Annotated in this window: 10 protein-coding genes; 4 read left to right on the forward strand and 6 right to left on the reverse strand. The window is 72.3% G+C overall.

Features of this window, described 5'->3' with window-relative positions; translation table 11 throughout:
• The first annotated feature begins 41 nt into the window (after nucleotides 1-41).
• Nucleotides 42-818, forward strand: coding sequence for an aldo/keto reductase (locus tag ACFOX0_RS16355; protein ID WP_377546462.1), 777 nt, complete (start codon nucleotides 42-44; stop codon nucleotides 816-818).
• Between the two features lie 37 nt (nucleotides 819-855).
• Here ACFOX0_RS16355 and ACFOX0_RS16360 read toward each other — a convergent pair whose 3' ends face one another.
• Complete coding sequence (locus ACFOX0_RS16360; protein WP_377546465.1) at nucleotides 856-1,743, reverse strand: helix-turn-helix domain-containing protein; 888 nt, start codon at nucleotides 1,741-1,743, stop codon at nucleotides 856-858.
• A gap of 300 nt (nucleotides 1,744-2,043) precedes the next feature.
• Complete coding sequence (locus ACFOX0_RS16365; protein ID WP_377546468.1) at nucleotides 2,044-3,165, reverse strand: GH12 family glycosyl hydrolase domain-containing protein; 1,122 nt, start codon at nucleotides 3,163-3,165, stop codon at nucleotides 2,044-2,046.
• Nucleotides 3,166-3,391: 226 nt separating this feature from the next.
• Here ACFOX0_RS16365 and ACFOX0_RS16370 point away from each other — a divergent pair, with 226 nt between their 5' ends.
• Entirely contained in the window at nucleotides 3,392-4,522 is a 1,131-nt protein-coding gene (locus tag ACFOX0_RS16370) for an FAD-dependent monooxygenase (RefSeq protein WP_377546471.1), read from the forward strand.
• Nucleotides 4,523-4,702: 180 nt separating this feature from the next.
• A complete protein-coding gene (gene ctaD, locus ACFOX0_RS16375) occupies nucleotides 4,703-6,511 on the forward strand; it encodes an aa3-type cytochrome oxidase subunit I (protein ID WP_377546474.1) in 1,809 nt (602 codons plus the stop codon).
• Nucleotides 6,512-6,601: 90 nt separating this feature from the next.
• Here the strand turns inward: ctaD and ACFOX0_RS16380 are convergent, their stop codons facing one another.
• From ACFOX0_RS16380 to ACFOX0_RS16395, 4 genes are read right to left on the reverse strand one after another with little or no spacing between them, the layout of a single operon-like run.
• Nucleotides 6,602-7,846, reverse strand: a complete 1,245-nt coding sequence (locus ACFOX0_RS16380) for an MFS transporter (RefSeq protein WP_377546476.1) — start codon at nucleotides 7,844-7,846, stop codon at nucleotides 6,602-6,604.
• A 43-nt stretch (nucleotides 7,847-7,889) separates the two neighbouring features.
• Nucleotides 7,890-8,471: an isochorismatase family protein gene (locus ACFOX0_RS16385; RefSeq protein WP_377546479.1), complete on the reverse strand. Its 582-nt coding sequence runs from the start codon at nucleotides 8,469-8,471 to the stop codon at nucleotides 7,890-7,892.
• Nucleotides 8,468-9,772, reverse strand: a complete 1,305-nt coding sequence (locus ACFOX0_RS16390; RefSeq protein ID WP_377546481.1) for a nicotinate phosphoribosyltransferase — start codon at nucleotides 9,770-9,772, stop codon at nucleotides 8,468-8,470. The genes ACFOX0_RS16385 and ACFOX0_RS16390 overlap by 4 nt, the downstream gene beginning before the upstream one ends.
• A 9-nt stretch (nucleotides 9,773-9,781) precedes the next feature.
• On the reverse strand, nucleotides 9,782-12,493 hold the full coding sequence (locus tag ACFOX0_RS16395) for a LuxR C-terminal-related transcriptional regulator (protein ID WP_377546483.1): 2,712 nt from the start codon (nucleotides 12,491-12,493) through the stop codon (nucleotides 9,782-9,784).
• Nucleotides 12,494-12,703: 210 nt separating this feature from the next.
• Here ACFOX0_RS16395 and ACFOX0_RS16400 point away from each other — a divergent pair, with 210 nt between their 5' ends.
• Complete coding sequence (locus tag ACFOX0_RS16400) at nucleotides 12,704-14,239, forward strand: hypothetical protein (RefSeq protein ID WP_377546486.1); 1,536 nt, start codon at nucleotides 12,704-12,706, stop codon at nucleotides 14,237-14,239.
• Nucleotides 14,240-14,307 lie beyond the last annotated feature (68 nt).

Genomic DNA, 14,307 nt, shown 5'->3' on the forward strand with positions numbered 1-14,307 from the left:
GCGATGGCATGGACCGGGGCGGCCAGGGTAGGACAATTGCCATGAGTTCCGACCAACCCACCGCTCCGCTGCCGTCCGGGGCCCGGATGCCGTTGCTCGGCTTCGGCACCTGGCAGCTCACCGGCAACGCGGCGTACGACGCGGTGCTGGCCGCGCTGACCGCGGGCTACCGGCACATCGACACCGCCACCATGTACCGCAACGAGGACCAGGTCGGTCGGGCGGTGCGGGACAGCGGCGTACCCCGGGCGGACATCTTCATCACCACGAAGTGGCCACCGGAACGCGCCGGCCGGGTCCGCGAGACGCTCGCCGCGAGCCTGGCGGCGCTGGACACCGACTACGTCGACCTCTGGCTGGTGCACGCCCCGCCGCGCACCGACGACGTGGCGGTCTGGCGGGAGTTCATCGCCGCCCGCGACGAGGGACAGACCCGGTCGATCGGGGTGAGCAACTACGGTCTGGACCAGATCGACGCGCTGACCCGGGCGACCGGTGAGCTGCCGGCGGTCAACCAGATCCGGTGGAGCCCCACCCTGTACGACGCGAACCTGGCCGACGGGCACTCCGAACGCGGCGTGGTGCTGGAGGGCTACAGCGCCCTCAAGAACATCGACCTCGACGATCCGGTCCTGGTCCGGGTCGCCGACGCGCACGGGGTCACCCCGGCCCAGGTGGTGCTGCGCTGGCACCTCGACCACGGGTTCGTCGCGATCCCGAAGTCGGCCACGCCGGAGCGGATCCGGAGCAACCTCGACGTGTTCGGGTTCCGGCTGACCGACGAGCAGATCGCCGAGATCGACGCCCTGGAACGCTGACGCACCACGGTCGGTCGTCCCCCGACCCTGATATCGGTCAGTCGTACTCCTTCGCCAGCTCGGCGATCAGGTCGCGGGAGGCGGCCCGGTCCAGCGCCGCGTCCCGGACCGCGGACCAGACCGCCGCGTGCACCTCGACCTCCGCCGGTTTGTCCAGGTAGGACGCTCCGGTCAGGGCCTCCCGGTAGACCGTGGGCGGCTCGGTCTCCTGGCCGTCCCGGTCCGGGAACTCCAGCAGGGTGAACGGGCCGCCGGCCAGCGCACCGGGGTGCAGCCCGGCGTCCAACGGCAGCACCAGCACCGACACGTTGCGCCGCTCGCCCACCGTGTTGATCAGCCGGAGCTGCTCGGCCATCGCCGCCGGGTCCCGCAGCGGCCGGCGCAGCGCCGGTTCGTTCAGCACCACGTCCAGCCGTGGTGGCGCGGGGGCACGCCGACCCAGCAGTGCCTGCCGGCTGAGCCGGACGGCGACCGCGCGGGCCACCTCGTCGTCGGACAGTTCCGGGTGCGCGACACGGACGGTCTCGGTCGCGTACGCCTCGCTCTGCAGCAGCTCCGGCACCAGTTCCGGCTGGTACGTCCGCAGCCGGCTGGCCGCCGCCTCCAGCCCGATGTACAGCTCGAACCAGCCCGGGATCGCGTCGGAGTACGCCTGCCACCAGCCCCGTGCCCGGGTGTCCTTGGCCAGCGCCATCAGGCTCGCCGTGACGGCCTCGGTGGCACCGTAGACCCGGCACATCGCCTCGACGTCGAGCGACCGCATGGACACCATGCCGCCCTCGATGCGCCACAGCTTCGGGGTGGACCACTCCAGCGCGTCGGCCGCGGCCTTGACGGTAATCCGGGCGTCCTCCCGCAGTTGCCGCAGCCGCCGGCCGAGCTGTCTGCGCGGCACGGTGGAGCCGGCGTCGCTGACCACTGGCATCCCGCCACCCCCGACCCGAGTAATCGACTGATCTCGCTATGTAACCTCACTGAGCGCTGTCGGGCAATGACGATGATGGCAATTGGACACTCGCGGCGAAACGCCGGTCCGTCCGGACCTCTTGCGGTGCGGGCCTTCGCGCAGGTGAAGGGCGTTTCCGGACGTCAACTGTCCGAAATGGAGCGGATGCCGTGGTTCGCGGTGAACCACGGCATCCGGCCCGGTACCCCCTACCGGGCGATGCCGCCGCGCCGGGCCCGTGTGCCGGCACGGGCCGCGGCGCGGCGGAGCGACGGGCGGTCAGCCTCTCGTGCAGGCGCTGCCGTTCAGGCTGAAGCTGGTCGGCGAGGAGTATCCGCCGCTCAGCGTGCCCTGGTAGCCGAACGAGGCGGTTCCGCCAGGAGCGATCGTGCCGTTGTAGCCGATATTGCGGGCGGTTACGGAGGAGCCGCTCTGCGTCACGGTGGCGTTCCAGGAGTTCGTGATCTGCTGGCCGCCCGGCAGGTTGTAGTTCAGGGTCCAGCCGTTGATCGTGCCGGAACCGGTGTTGGTGATGGTGACGTCGGCGGTGAAGCCGTTGTTCCAGGAGTTCGCGGTGTAGGCCACCTTGCAGGCACCATTCCCGCTGGGCGGGGGCGTGGTGCTCGGGGGCGGGTTGTTGCCGCCACCGTTGACCGTGGCCGAGAAGCCGCTGACCGCCAGGCCGGTGCCGCCCTGCCAGGGCTCGAAGCCGGCCTGGATGCTGGTCAGGTACCAGTCGTTGGTGACCGCGCCGCGGTTGCGGGTGTCGTTCAGGAAGTCCAGCACGCTGAAGTTCAGGCTGGGGATCGGCGACGACGCGACGTAGGAGATGACGTTGTTCGAGCCGTTGCTACCGCGCCACACCTCCCAGCTGCGACCGGCCAGGTTGACGTTGCCGACCGGGGAGCCGATCGGCTGGATCGAACCCTGCCGGTTCAACCAGATCATGATCTCCATCTGGTTGACCCCGTCCTTCTTGGGCGACGGGTCCAGCCAGATGTCGTACGCCGCGTCGTAGATGGCGCCGCTGACGTAGGTGTAGTTGATGCTGCTGGTGGCGCTGCTGATCGACCCCAGTCGGATGGGCAGGTTGGTGCCCGGTGAGCAGTTCGTGTAGTGGCACCCGACGAAGATCGCCGGGTACGACACGGGCGCGCCGTTGGTGGGCGCCGACCCCTGCTGGGTGGTGATGCGGAAGCCGGAGTCGGTGGCGTTGATGCACTGCTGGGCGCTGGTGCCCCAGCGGTTGTTCATCACCACGTACCGGCCGCCGACCACGGTCGAGCCGTACTGCTCGCAGATCTGGGTGTCGGCGGCGGCGGGATTGGCGACGACCACGGCGACCAGTCCGCCGGCGGCGAGCAGCCCGGCCGCGAAGGCGGCCCGGAGGGTACGTCTCATGATGCTCCTCAGGTGTCGAAGCGGGGGTTGGGGAGCGGGCCGGGAGCGCTCCCATGGGGAACACATTTACATGTCTGAAAACTTGGCGCAACCGTTGTGACGGGCGGAAATTGATTCCGACCGATTCTTTCGCCTCCGGCGCGATCGGATCTACCGCAGGCCGGTAGCGGGGAGTAATGTCTTGCCTTCAACGCGTACCAAAATATCCTCCGGAGGCGTCATCCAGATGGCTGTGGTCTCCGCGAGTCGTCCGGCCGGCCGGCTGCGGATCCTGGTCGTCGGCGCGGGCATCGCCGGCCTGGCGGTCACCCGGGCCCTTCGGCTGGCCGGGTTCCGGCCGGAGGTCACCGAGCGGCTGCCGGCCGCCCGGGTCTGCGGACCGACCGGCATCTACCTGCCCGGCAACGCCGCCCGCGCGCTGCGGGAGATCGGGTTGGACGGTCCGGTCCGCCCGTTCGGCCAGGTCATCGGCCGGCAGCGCTTCCTGGACTCCGCCGGTCGGCAACTGTGCGAGGTGGACCTGGCCCGGTTGTGGTCGGGCGTGGGGGAGTGCCGGGCACTGCCCCGACCGGACCTGCACCGGGTGCTGCTGTCCGGCGCCGGCGGCGAGGTGCGGTACGGCACCGAGGTGCACCGGCTGGACCTCGCCGACGGTGCCGTCACGGTCACCTTCGGCGCGGGCGACCAGGCCGAGTACGACCTGGTCGTGGGCGCCGACGGGCGGCGCTCGTCGGTCCGTTTCCTGGCCGCCCTCGGCGGTCCGCCCCGACCGGTCGGCCAGGTCGTCTACCGCAGCGTGGTGAACGGTGGCCCGCGGGTCACCGACTGGACGTCACTGCTCGGCCAGCGGGCCGGCTTCATCATGATGCCGATGGGCGCCGGACGGCTCTACTGCTACGCCGACGAGGCCGCCACGACCGCTCCCGCCGACCCGGTGGCCCGGCTGCGGGAACTCTTCGGCGACTACGGCGGGCCGGTGCCCGAGGCGCTCGACGCGTTGGACCGGGTCCAGGTCGCGGTGGCCGACGAGGTCGAGTTGGGCCGCTGGTCCAGGGGGCGGGTGGTGCTGGTGGGTGACGCCGCCCACGCCACCGCGCCGACGCTGTCCGAGGGGGCCGCGATGGCGATCGAGGACGCCGTGGTGCTGGCCGCCGCGCTGCGCGCCACCGACACGGTGGGTGAGGCGCTGACCGCGTACGAGAGTCGCCGTCGTCCGCGTACCAAGTGGGTGCTGGACCGGACCCGGGACCGGGACCGGACCCGGGACGTGCCGCCGGCCCTGCGTGACCCGCTGCTGCGCGGCCGGGGCGGCCGGATCTTCCAGGAGCACTACCGGTTGCTGCTCGACCCGGCCTGACGGCGGCGGCGCCTCGTCCCGGCCTGACCGCGGCGACCGGACGGTGGCTGGTCTGTGTCACACGCGTCGATCCACCCACCCGCCGCCGGACCCCCCGCCGAAGAGGACTATTCTGCCTGCGAGGTACGCCCCGCAGATCATCAGCGTGCCGATGGGACTAACGAGAACCGGAGGCCACTCGTGACCACCGTCGCACCCAAGCCGATCGTGACCCGACCCTGGCCGGTCCGTCAACCGGTCAAGGGCTCGGCCGTCGCACGGCTGCTGCGTACGACGGACGCGAAGCAGATCGGGATCATGTACATGGTCACCGCCTTCGCGTTCTTCATGATCGGCGGCCTGATGGCCCTGCTGATGCGGGCCGAGCTCGCCCAGCCGGGGCTGCAGTTCCTGTCGCCGGAGCAGTACAACCAGCTGTTCACCATGCACGGCACGATCATGCTGCTGTTCTTCGCGACGCCGATCGTGTTCGCCTTCGCGAACTTCGTGACGCCGTTGCAGATCGGCGCCCCCGACGTGTCGTTCCCCCGGCTCAACAGCTTCGCCTACTGGCTGTACCTGTTCGGCGGGACGCTGGCCATGGGTGGCTTCCTCACCCCCGGTGGCGCCGCCGACTTCGGTTGGTTCGCGTACGCGCCGCTGAGCAGCGTGGAGCACTCGCCGGGAGTCGGCGGCAACATGTGGATCATCGGGTTGGTGATCTCCGGCCTCGGCACCATCCTCGGCGCGGTGAACATGATCACCACGATCCTGACCCTGCGCGCGCCGGGCATGACGATGTTCCGGATGCCGATCTTCACCTGGAACATCCTGATCACCAGCCTTCTGGTGATCATGGTCTTCCCGCTGCTGGCCGCGGCGCTGTTGGCGCTGGCCGCGGACCGGATCCTGGGTGCCCACGTCTTCGACCCGGCGACCAACGGCCCGATGCTGTGGCAGCACCTGTTCTGGTTCTTCGGCCACCCCGAGGTGTACATCGTGGCGCTGCCCTTCTTCGGCATCGTCACCGAGATCATCCCGGTCTTCTCCCGCAAGCCGGTCTTCGGCTACAAGGGCCTGGTCGGCGCGACCATCGCCATCGCCGCCCTGTCGATGAGCGTGTGGGCGCACCACATGTTCGCCACCGGCCAGGTGCTGCTGCCGTTCTTCTCGCTGATGACCTTCCTGATCGCCGTGCCGACCGGGATGAAGTTCTTCACCTGGATCGGCACCATGTGGCGCGGCCAGATCAGCTTCGAGACGCCGATGCTGTGGTCGATCGGCTTCCTCACCACGTTCCTCTTCGGCGGTCTCACCGGCGTGCTGCTGGCCAGCCCGCCCGTCGACTTCCACGTGTCGGACACCTACTTCGTGGTGGCGCACTTCCACTACGTGCTGTTCGGCACGATCGTCTTCGCGGTGTTCGGCGGCATCTACTTCTGGTTCCCGAAGATGTTCGGCCGGATGCTGGACGAGCGACTGGGAAAGATCCACTTCTGGCTGACCTTCCTGGGCTTCCACACCACCTTCCTGGTGCAGCACTGGCTGGGCAACGAGGGCATGCCCCGGCGGTACGCCGACTACCTGCCGTCCGACGGATTCACCACGCTGAACGTGATCTCCACCGTCGGCGCGTTCGTCACCGGCATCTCCACCCTGCCGTTCCTCTACAACTGCTGGAAGTCGTACAAGTCGGGTCCGGTGGTCGAGGTCGACGACCCCTGGGGTCACGGCAACTCGCTGGAGTGGGCGACCAGCTGCCCGCCGCCGCTGCGTAACTTCGACCGGATGCCCCGGATCCGCTCCGAGCGGCCGGCGTTCGACCTGAAGTTCCCGGAACTGGCCGCCGGCGGACAGTCCCTGGCCGGCCCGCCGGAGGGCGGCGCCAGGCCGCTGACCGCCGAGTCCGACGGTGGCAGCCGCCCCGAGATGGCGCGGTCCGGGTCCGGTTCGGTCGAGTCGAACGAGGTCCGACCCCACGACGCCGGCACCGCCGACCGCGACCGCTGACCGCGAGGGTCCGTCCCCGCTGACGCGCGAGAGGCGCCGTCCACCCCGTAACGGGGCGTGGACGGCGCCCTTCGTCGTCTCCCGGTCTGCTCAGCGGATGGCGTCGACGACGACCTGGTCAGGGGCCGTCGACGCGTCGCGGGCTGGGCGGTGCCGGTGCCGGCCGGTGATCAGGGCGGCGAGCACCACCAGGGCGCCCACCGCTCCGGTCGCGGCGAATCCCCAGGCCGGCGCCGAGGCGTCGATGACCGCACCGGCCAGCGGCGCGCCGAGTGCGATCCCGACCGTGACGGCCGAGCCGTGCAGCCCCATCGCCTCGCCCCGGACGGCGGCCGGGGCCAGCCGGCTCACCGCGTCGGCGGTCGACGCCAGGGTCGGCGCGCAGAGCACACCGGCCGGCAGCAGGAACAGCGCCAACAACCACCACCGGTCGCCGCTCAGCCCGACCGGGAGGGTGCCGAGACACAGCAGGAGAGCCAGCCGCAGCGCGGTGGGTGGCCGGCGCACCGCGCCGTACGCGAACCCGCCGACCAGCGAGGCGGCCGCCCAGATGCCGAGCACCGCCCCGGTCCACTCGACCTGGCCGGCGTGCCGCAGCGCCGCGACCACCGACACGTCGGTGCCACCGAGCACCAGGGTGGTGCCGGCGCTGACCGCCAGCAGCCCGAGCAGCCGCCCGGTCAGCCACTGCCGGCGCGGGACCGCCGGTGCGCCGCGGGCCGCTTCGTGGGCTGCCCGGGTCGGCGGATTCAGCGCGAACAGGGCCAGACCGGACAAGACGATGGCGGCGCCCAGCAGGACCATCGTGCCCCTGGTCGACCAGGTGGTGGCCAGCAGCACACCCAGCGCCGGACCGACCATGAAGGACAGTTCCACCGACATCGAGTCCAGCGCGTAGGCCTGCCGTCGCCGGCTCTCGGGGACCAGCGCCGCGATGGACTGCCGGACCACCGAGAACAGCGGAAGCTCCAGCAGGCCGCCGAGGAACGCGGCGACCACCAGGGCCGGGTACGGCAACGCCTGGGCCGAGAGCCAGAAGACGGCCTGCGCCGAGGCGGTCAACAGCAGCATCGGCCGCAGCCCTCGCCGGTCGACCAGGCGACCCAGCAGTGGTGCGCCGACGGCCATGCCCACCGTCATCGCGGCACCGGCCAGGCCCGCCGCGGCGTACCCGTGGCGCAGGTCCTGGACCACGTACAGGGTGAGCACCACGCCGCACGCCGTCAGCGGGACCCGGGCCAGCATCGCCACCAGCAGCAGCGACCGGACGCCGGGCAGGGCGAGCGCCTGCCGGTAAGGCTTCAAGTTCATCGCGGTCCGTACCTCCCGGGCCATCCTGGACCCGGGGTACGACGCACGCGCTACCGGATTTCGTCTGTCATACCGCGTCGACCAGCGGTTTTCCCGTCAGTGTGACGCCCGCCTCAGCCAACTCGGCCAACGCGGCCTCGGTGCTGTGCGGCGCCACCCCGGCGGTCAGGTCGAGCAGCACCGTGGTCGCGAAGCCGGCCCGCACGGCGTCCAGCGCGGTGGCCCGGACGCAGTGGTCGGTGGCGATGCCGACCACCTCGACGGTGTCCACCCCGTGCCGGCGCAGCCAGTCGGTGAGCCCCTCGCCGTCCTCCGTGGCCCCCTCGAACCCGGAGTACGCCGCCGCCCGTTCGCCCTTGCGGAACACCGCCTCGATCCGGGCGGTCCGCAGCTCGGGGTGGAAGTCGACGCCGCCGGTGCCGACCACGCAGTGCGCCGGCCACGAGTTGACGTAGTCCGGCTCGGCGCTGAAGTGCGCGCCCGGGTCGACGTGGTGGTCCTGGGTGGCCACCACATGGTCCCAGCGGTCCAGCGGAGCCGCCAACACCCGGCTGATGGCGGCCGCCACCGCGGCGCCCCCGCCGACCGCGAGCGAACCGCCCTCGCAGAAGTCGTTCTGCACGTCCACGATGATCAGCGCATGGCTCATCGCTGTCCTCCCTCGGCACTGGTCGGGATCATGGTGACCGGGATCGCCGGGTCACCGTCGGAGAGCTTCAACCCCTCCCAGGGGATCGAGATCAGGCACTGGCGCAGGTGCTCGCGGGACTCGACCAGGGCCGGCTGCTCGGTCGCCGCGCCGCCGATCACGTACGACCGCTGGAGCAGCCGGTCGCCCGACCGGTGGTCCGGCACCCCCTGGGGGACCACGACCTCCTCGGTGGCCGTACCGGTGGGCTTGTGCCGGCGTACCGCCACCTTGCGCCCACCGACGGTGGCCTTGTTCTCCGACCGCTTCACCACCGGGCGTCCCTCGACCTCGACCAGCTTGTAGATCAGGCGGGCGGTGGGCGCACCGGAGCCGGTGACCACGGAGGTGCCCACGCCGTAGCTGTCCACCGGTTCGGCGGCGAGTGCCGCGATGGCGTACTCGTCCAGGTCGCCGGAGAGGATGATTTTGGTCTCGGTGGCGCCGAGCGAGTCGAGCAGCTCACGGGACTGCTGGGCCAGCACCGACAGGTCGCCCGAGTCGATCCGGATGGCCCGCAGGTCCGTGCCGGCCACCTCGATGGCGTTGCGGATGCCCTGGCTGATGTCGTACGTGTCGACCAGCAGCGTGGTGCCCTTGCCGTGGGTCGCCACCTGGGAGGCGAAGGCCGACCGCTCGTCGTCGTGCAGCAGGGTGAACGCGTGCGCGGCGGTGCCGGTCGTCGGGATCCCGTACCGCCGCCCGGCGGCCAGGTTGGAGGTGGCGGCGAAGCCGGCCAGGTAGGCGGCCCGGGCGGCGGCGACGGCGGCCTCCTCGTGCGCCCGCCGGGAGCCCATCTCGATCACCGACCGGCCGCGGGCGGCGGTGACCATCCGGGCCGCCGCGGCGGCGACCGCGCAGTCGTGGTTGAGCACCGACAGCACCAGCGTCTCCAGCATCACCGCCTCGGCGAAGGTGCCGGAGACGGTCAGGATCGGCGAGCCGGGGAAGAAGAGCTCACCCTCGGCGTAGCCGTCGATGTCGCCACCGAACCGGTAGCCGGCCAGCCAGTCGGCGGTCTGCCCGTCGACCACGCCGGTCCGGCGCAGGAACTCCACCTCCGCCTTGTCGAACCGGAAGTCGCGCAGCAACTCGACCAACCGGCCGGTGCCGGCCACCACGCCGTACCGGCGGCCGGTGGGCAACCGGCGGGCGAACACCTCGAAGACGCACTGCCGGTCGGCGGTGCCGTCCCGCAGAGCGGCGCCGATCATCGTCAGCTCGTAATGGTCGGTCAGCAACGCGGGATGAGCAGCAGTCACGTCCTCAGCCTATGCGGTTGTCCCCGGACCCGGGCCGGTCGTCCCGGCCGGGGACCCGGGTCGGTCGTCCTGGGCGGGCATGGCCCGCAACGCCGCCCACAGCTCGGTCCGGCCGCCGACGCCGAGCTTGCCGTAGACCCGTTGCAGGTGGTTCTCCACCGTACGGCTGGAGATGTAGAGCTGCTCGGCGATGGTGCGGCTGGCGACCCCGGTGGCCGCCAGCCGGGCGATCTGTCGCTCCCGTTCGGTCAGCACCGGCTGCCGGGCCCGCAGCGCCGGGGTGCGGATCACGTCGCAGCGTTGCAGCAGTTCGCCCAGCCGGAGGTTGGCGGTGTTGGCGTCGGGGGAGCGCTCCTCCCGCAGCAGGCTGGCGGCGGTGGCCGCCGCCTCGGCCGCCCACAGGTTGAGGTCGAGGGCGGCGAAGCCGTCGGCGACCGCGAGCAGCTCCGCGCCGGACCGGTCGGCGGCCGCTCGGGCGTGCCGGGCCAGCAACGGCGGCAGCGGCCCGTCCACCGTCTCGACCAGCGTGCCCAGCCGGTGGGTGACGCTCTCCGGCGGACCGTCGCCGCCGGCCAGGTCGGCGTCGGCGGCGCCGAGCCGGACCAGGTCGTGCAGCGCGAGCACCTCGTGACCGGCGAAACCGTCCGACCGCAGCCGGCCCACCAGCGACCGCAGGGTCCCGATCGCGCCGGGCAGGTCGCCGGTGGCCGCGGCGGTCGCCGCCCGGGCGTGTTCCCGCCACGGGTAGAGGACCGCCATGCCGGGCATGTCGGCGCGGTCGGACTCGGCCATCGCCTCGACGGCCCGGTCGGCCTCGCCCCGCAACGCGGCGGCGTGCGCCCGTTCGGCCTGCGCCAGGCTCGCGTAGGCCGGACTCGCGGCCAGTACGGCGCACGCGCCGAGACTGGTCCGCAGCGCGTCGCCGGTCTGGCCGCGCAGCCGGGCGGCCTGGGCCCGCAGGATGGACAGGTAGCCGGAGCCGAGCCGGAAGTCGCCCGCGTCGGCCAGGTCGGCGAACTCGTCCGCCACGATGGCGTCGATGCCGGCCAGGTCGCCGGCCAACGCGAGCCGGGTGCCCCGGGCCAGTTCCAGCGCGAGCTGGAGGTAGGGCATGTCGCTGCGCCACTGGGCGGCCTCGTTCTGCACCCCGGCGACGGCCCGGGCGCTCAGCACGAACTCACCGCGGGCCGCCTGCAGGTGCGCGATGGTGCACCGGGCCAGACCGCGGGCGGCCACCGTGGCCGCCGGCCGGTCCAGGATCGCCCGGCCGATCCGCAGCGCCTCGGCCCAGTCCAACCGGTGCAGTCGCATGATCGCCTCGAAGGCGCGGACCCGGGCCTTGTCGGCCGGGTCGCTGATCTCGCCGGCGGCGGCGCCCAGCTCCGCCACGACGGATTCCCGCCGCAGTCCCCAGTACGACACCATCCCGTGCACGGTCAACCAACGACTGCGCCGCCGTTCGGTGTTGACCTGGTCGGCGACCTCGTCCAGCACGGCGATCGCCTCGTCCGGCTGGTCGCTGAACATCCGGATGGTGGCCAGCAGCTCGGCCGCGTCGAAGCCGCCACCGGCGTCCAGCGCCGCCTGCGCCAGCCGGGCCGCCAGCGGTACGTCGAACTGGCCGAACGCCTGCCCGCCGGCCGCCAGCAGCAGGGACGGGTCCTGCGCGGTGCCCGAGTCCAGCCGCCACACCGCGACCCGCAGCAGATCGTCGCGCCGCCGCGTGCCGACCGACTCGAGCAGGTCGGCCAGCTGCGCCTTCAACCGGCGGGTACGGCTCACCGGGCAACGCCGGCGGACCACCTCGCCGTACAACGGGTGGGCCAGCCGGACGTTCTGCCGCCGGTCGGCGGGGGTCACCGCGATCAGGCCGCGTTCCTCGGCGGTCTCCACGTCCTGCGAGGTGGTGGCGTCGATGAGCAGGTCGAGGCCGATCGGCTCGCCGAGCGCCACCACCTCCACCACGGTCCGTACGCCGGCGCCGAGCTGCCCGATCCGGGTGTCGATCAGGTCGTTCAGGCTGGGTGCCAGCTCCAGCCGGCCGGTCCACCGCCACACCCCGTACGTCTGGGTCAGTTCCCGGCTGGTGTGCGCGGCGATGACCAGCTCCCGCAGCAGCAGCGCGTTGCCGCCGGACAGGCGCCACAGCCGGTCGGTTGAGGTGCCGTCCACCGGACCACCGACGATCTCGGGCAGCAGGTTGGTCACGTCGGTCAGGCTCATCGGCGCCAACTCGGCGTGGTCGACCAGGTCGTCCGTCCACAACGCACGGATCGGCAGCGGGATCTGCTCGCCGCTGCGCAGGGTGCCCAGCACCGTCGAGTTCTCCGACCGGGCGATCAGGTAGACCAGCGCCGCCGACGACGGGTCGAGCAGATGCGCGTCGTCGATGGCCAGCACGATCGGCCGGCCGGCGGCCTGCTGCTGCAGCGCGTCCACCGCCCAACGCAGGATCCCGGCCGGCGACAGCCCGACCGGCTGGTCGGCCGGCAACACCTGGGCCAGTCCGCCGAACGGCAGTCCGGCGGTGGCGATGTTGGCGGACGCGGACCAGACCGCGAACTTCTCGGTGGGCAGGCTGCCGACGCCCTCGCGCAGCAGCCGGCTCTTGCCGATTCCCGCGGTGCCGCTGAAGATCAGACCACGTCCGGTCTCCCCGGTTGCCGCCGCGACCAGTCGGTTGAGTTCATTCGTCCGACCGACGAAGCTCCACGGACCCATCGACGCAGCATATCGACCGAACCCGCTCCGGGTGCACCCGGTGACTGAGTGAAGTTGAGTAGCGGATCTATCACCGCTAAGTAACGGCAGCTCTCGCCCAATATGTGCGTGCACCCATAGCGTGCCGTTGTCCGGTTTTGTCACACCGGTCACTCATCACGTCCGGCCCGGCGGGCCGGCCCGACCGCGCCGACACCAGGGAGGCCGCCTGTGGAGTCCGGGAAGCTCCGGGAGACCGCCACCGCGGGTCGGGTGCTGACCGGTCCCCGAGCCCGACGGTCCCGGCGCGGCCCGCTCCGGACCCGGACCAGGGCCAACGAACCCGTGCCGGACGAACCGCTCGCCGTCGTCGCGGTCGGCTCCACCGGCCACCGGCGTACCGCGCTGCTCGGTGCGCTGCTCGGCACCGACGTCCTGCTGCCGCGGGTGCCGAACGGCAGCTTCCTGGTCGTCACCCACGGCCCGGCCGGCCGGTGCGACGCGTACCTGCCCGGCTACCGCAATCCGCAGCCGTACCAGGTGGACCTGCCGGACGGCGGCCCGCTGCCGCGGCCACCGCGCCGGGTGGAGCTGACCCTGCCGGATCCGCTGCTGCGGCACTTCGGACTGGTGGACACGCCGGACGTCGGCCGGCTCGGTCCGGCCGGGGTGCGGGTGGTGTTGGAGGCCGCCGGCCGGGGCGGCGTGCTGCTGCAGGTGGTCGCCGCGGACCGGGCCCCGGACGCGGCCGACCTGAGCCTGCTCGCCGAGGCGGCCCGGGCCGGGATCCGGGTCTTCTTCGCGGTGACCCCCGGCCCGGACGGCTGGACCACCTGGCCGGACCCCGGCAAGGTGCCCGACGCCGGCGCGGCGGAGACGGATTCCGCGTCCGCCGCCGTCGCGGCGCACCGGGCCGTCCTGGCGGCCGCCGTGCCCGCCCTGGCCGACGCGGCCTGGTTCGTCGCCGACCCGGCGACGTCGGACACCGCGTTCCTGCGCCGTGCCCTGATGGAATGGGCCGCCAACGAGGGGCTGCGCCGGGCCAGCGGCAACCCGCCGGTCGTACCGGGCGAGCGCCGGACCGTCCGGGTGCTCCGGGACGCCGAGGGCTCGGACTGGCAGGACCGCCTCGACCGGGACGCCCGGGGGCGGGCGCACCGGATCCGGCAGCACATCGCCCTGGAGTTGGCGAACATCCACCTGCGCTGCGTACAACAGCTCGTCTTCGGCGGCGGCTGTCAGGGGCTGCCGGACATGCTGGACCGCGAGGTGCTCGCGCTGTCCCTGGACGCCACCGCCGGATCCGAGTCGGCCGTGACCGGGCTGCTGGACGACGCGCTGACCAGAGTCTTCGGCGAGGCCTCGGACGAGGGCGTACGACGGCGGGTGGCCGCCGCCGTACGCCGGGGCTTCGCCGACCACCGCGCGGGTCGGGACCTCGACCGGATGCTGCTGGTCACCAGCACCGGTGGGGTGGCGACCGTGATCGGGGACACCGCCGTGGCCGCCCTCGCCGCCTACCCGGCCGACCCGTCGGCCGGATCCGTCCTGCCGCCGGTCGGGCTCGCGTTGTCCAACGGCTGTTACCAGTTCTGGCGCAATCCGCGCAACGCCGACATCGGGAAGGCGCGGTCCTGGCTGCAACGGGCGCTGCGGGAGATCGATCTCGAACTGTCCCGGGAAGTCGCCCGTCGGTTCGAGGCCGTACGGCTGGGTCTCGGCGGGGTGCTCACCGAGGCCGTCGAGCACGGTGTCCTGCTCGCCTGACTGTGCCGCCGGCCACCTTCGCGCCCCCGACTGTGTCGGTCGTCCCGTCCCCGGACAGCGCTCCGGTT

It is taken from the genome of Micromonospora zhanjiangensis, from assembly GCF_042650605.1.
GTDB classification, from domain to species: domain Bacteria; phylum Actinomycetota; class Actinomycetes; order Mycobacteriales; family Micromonosporaceae; genus Micromonospora_J; species Micromonospora_J zhanjiangensis.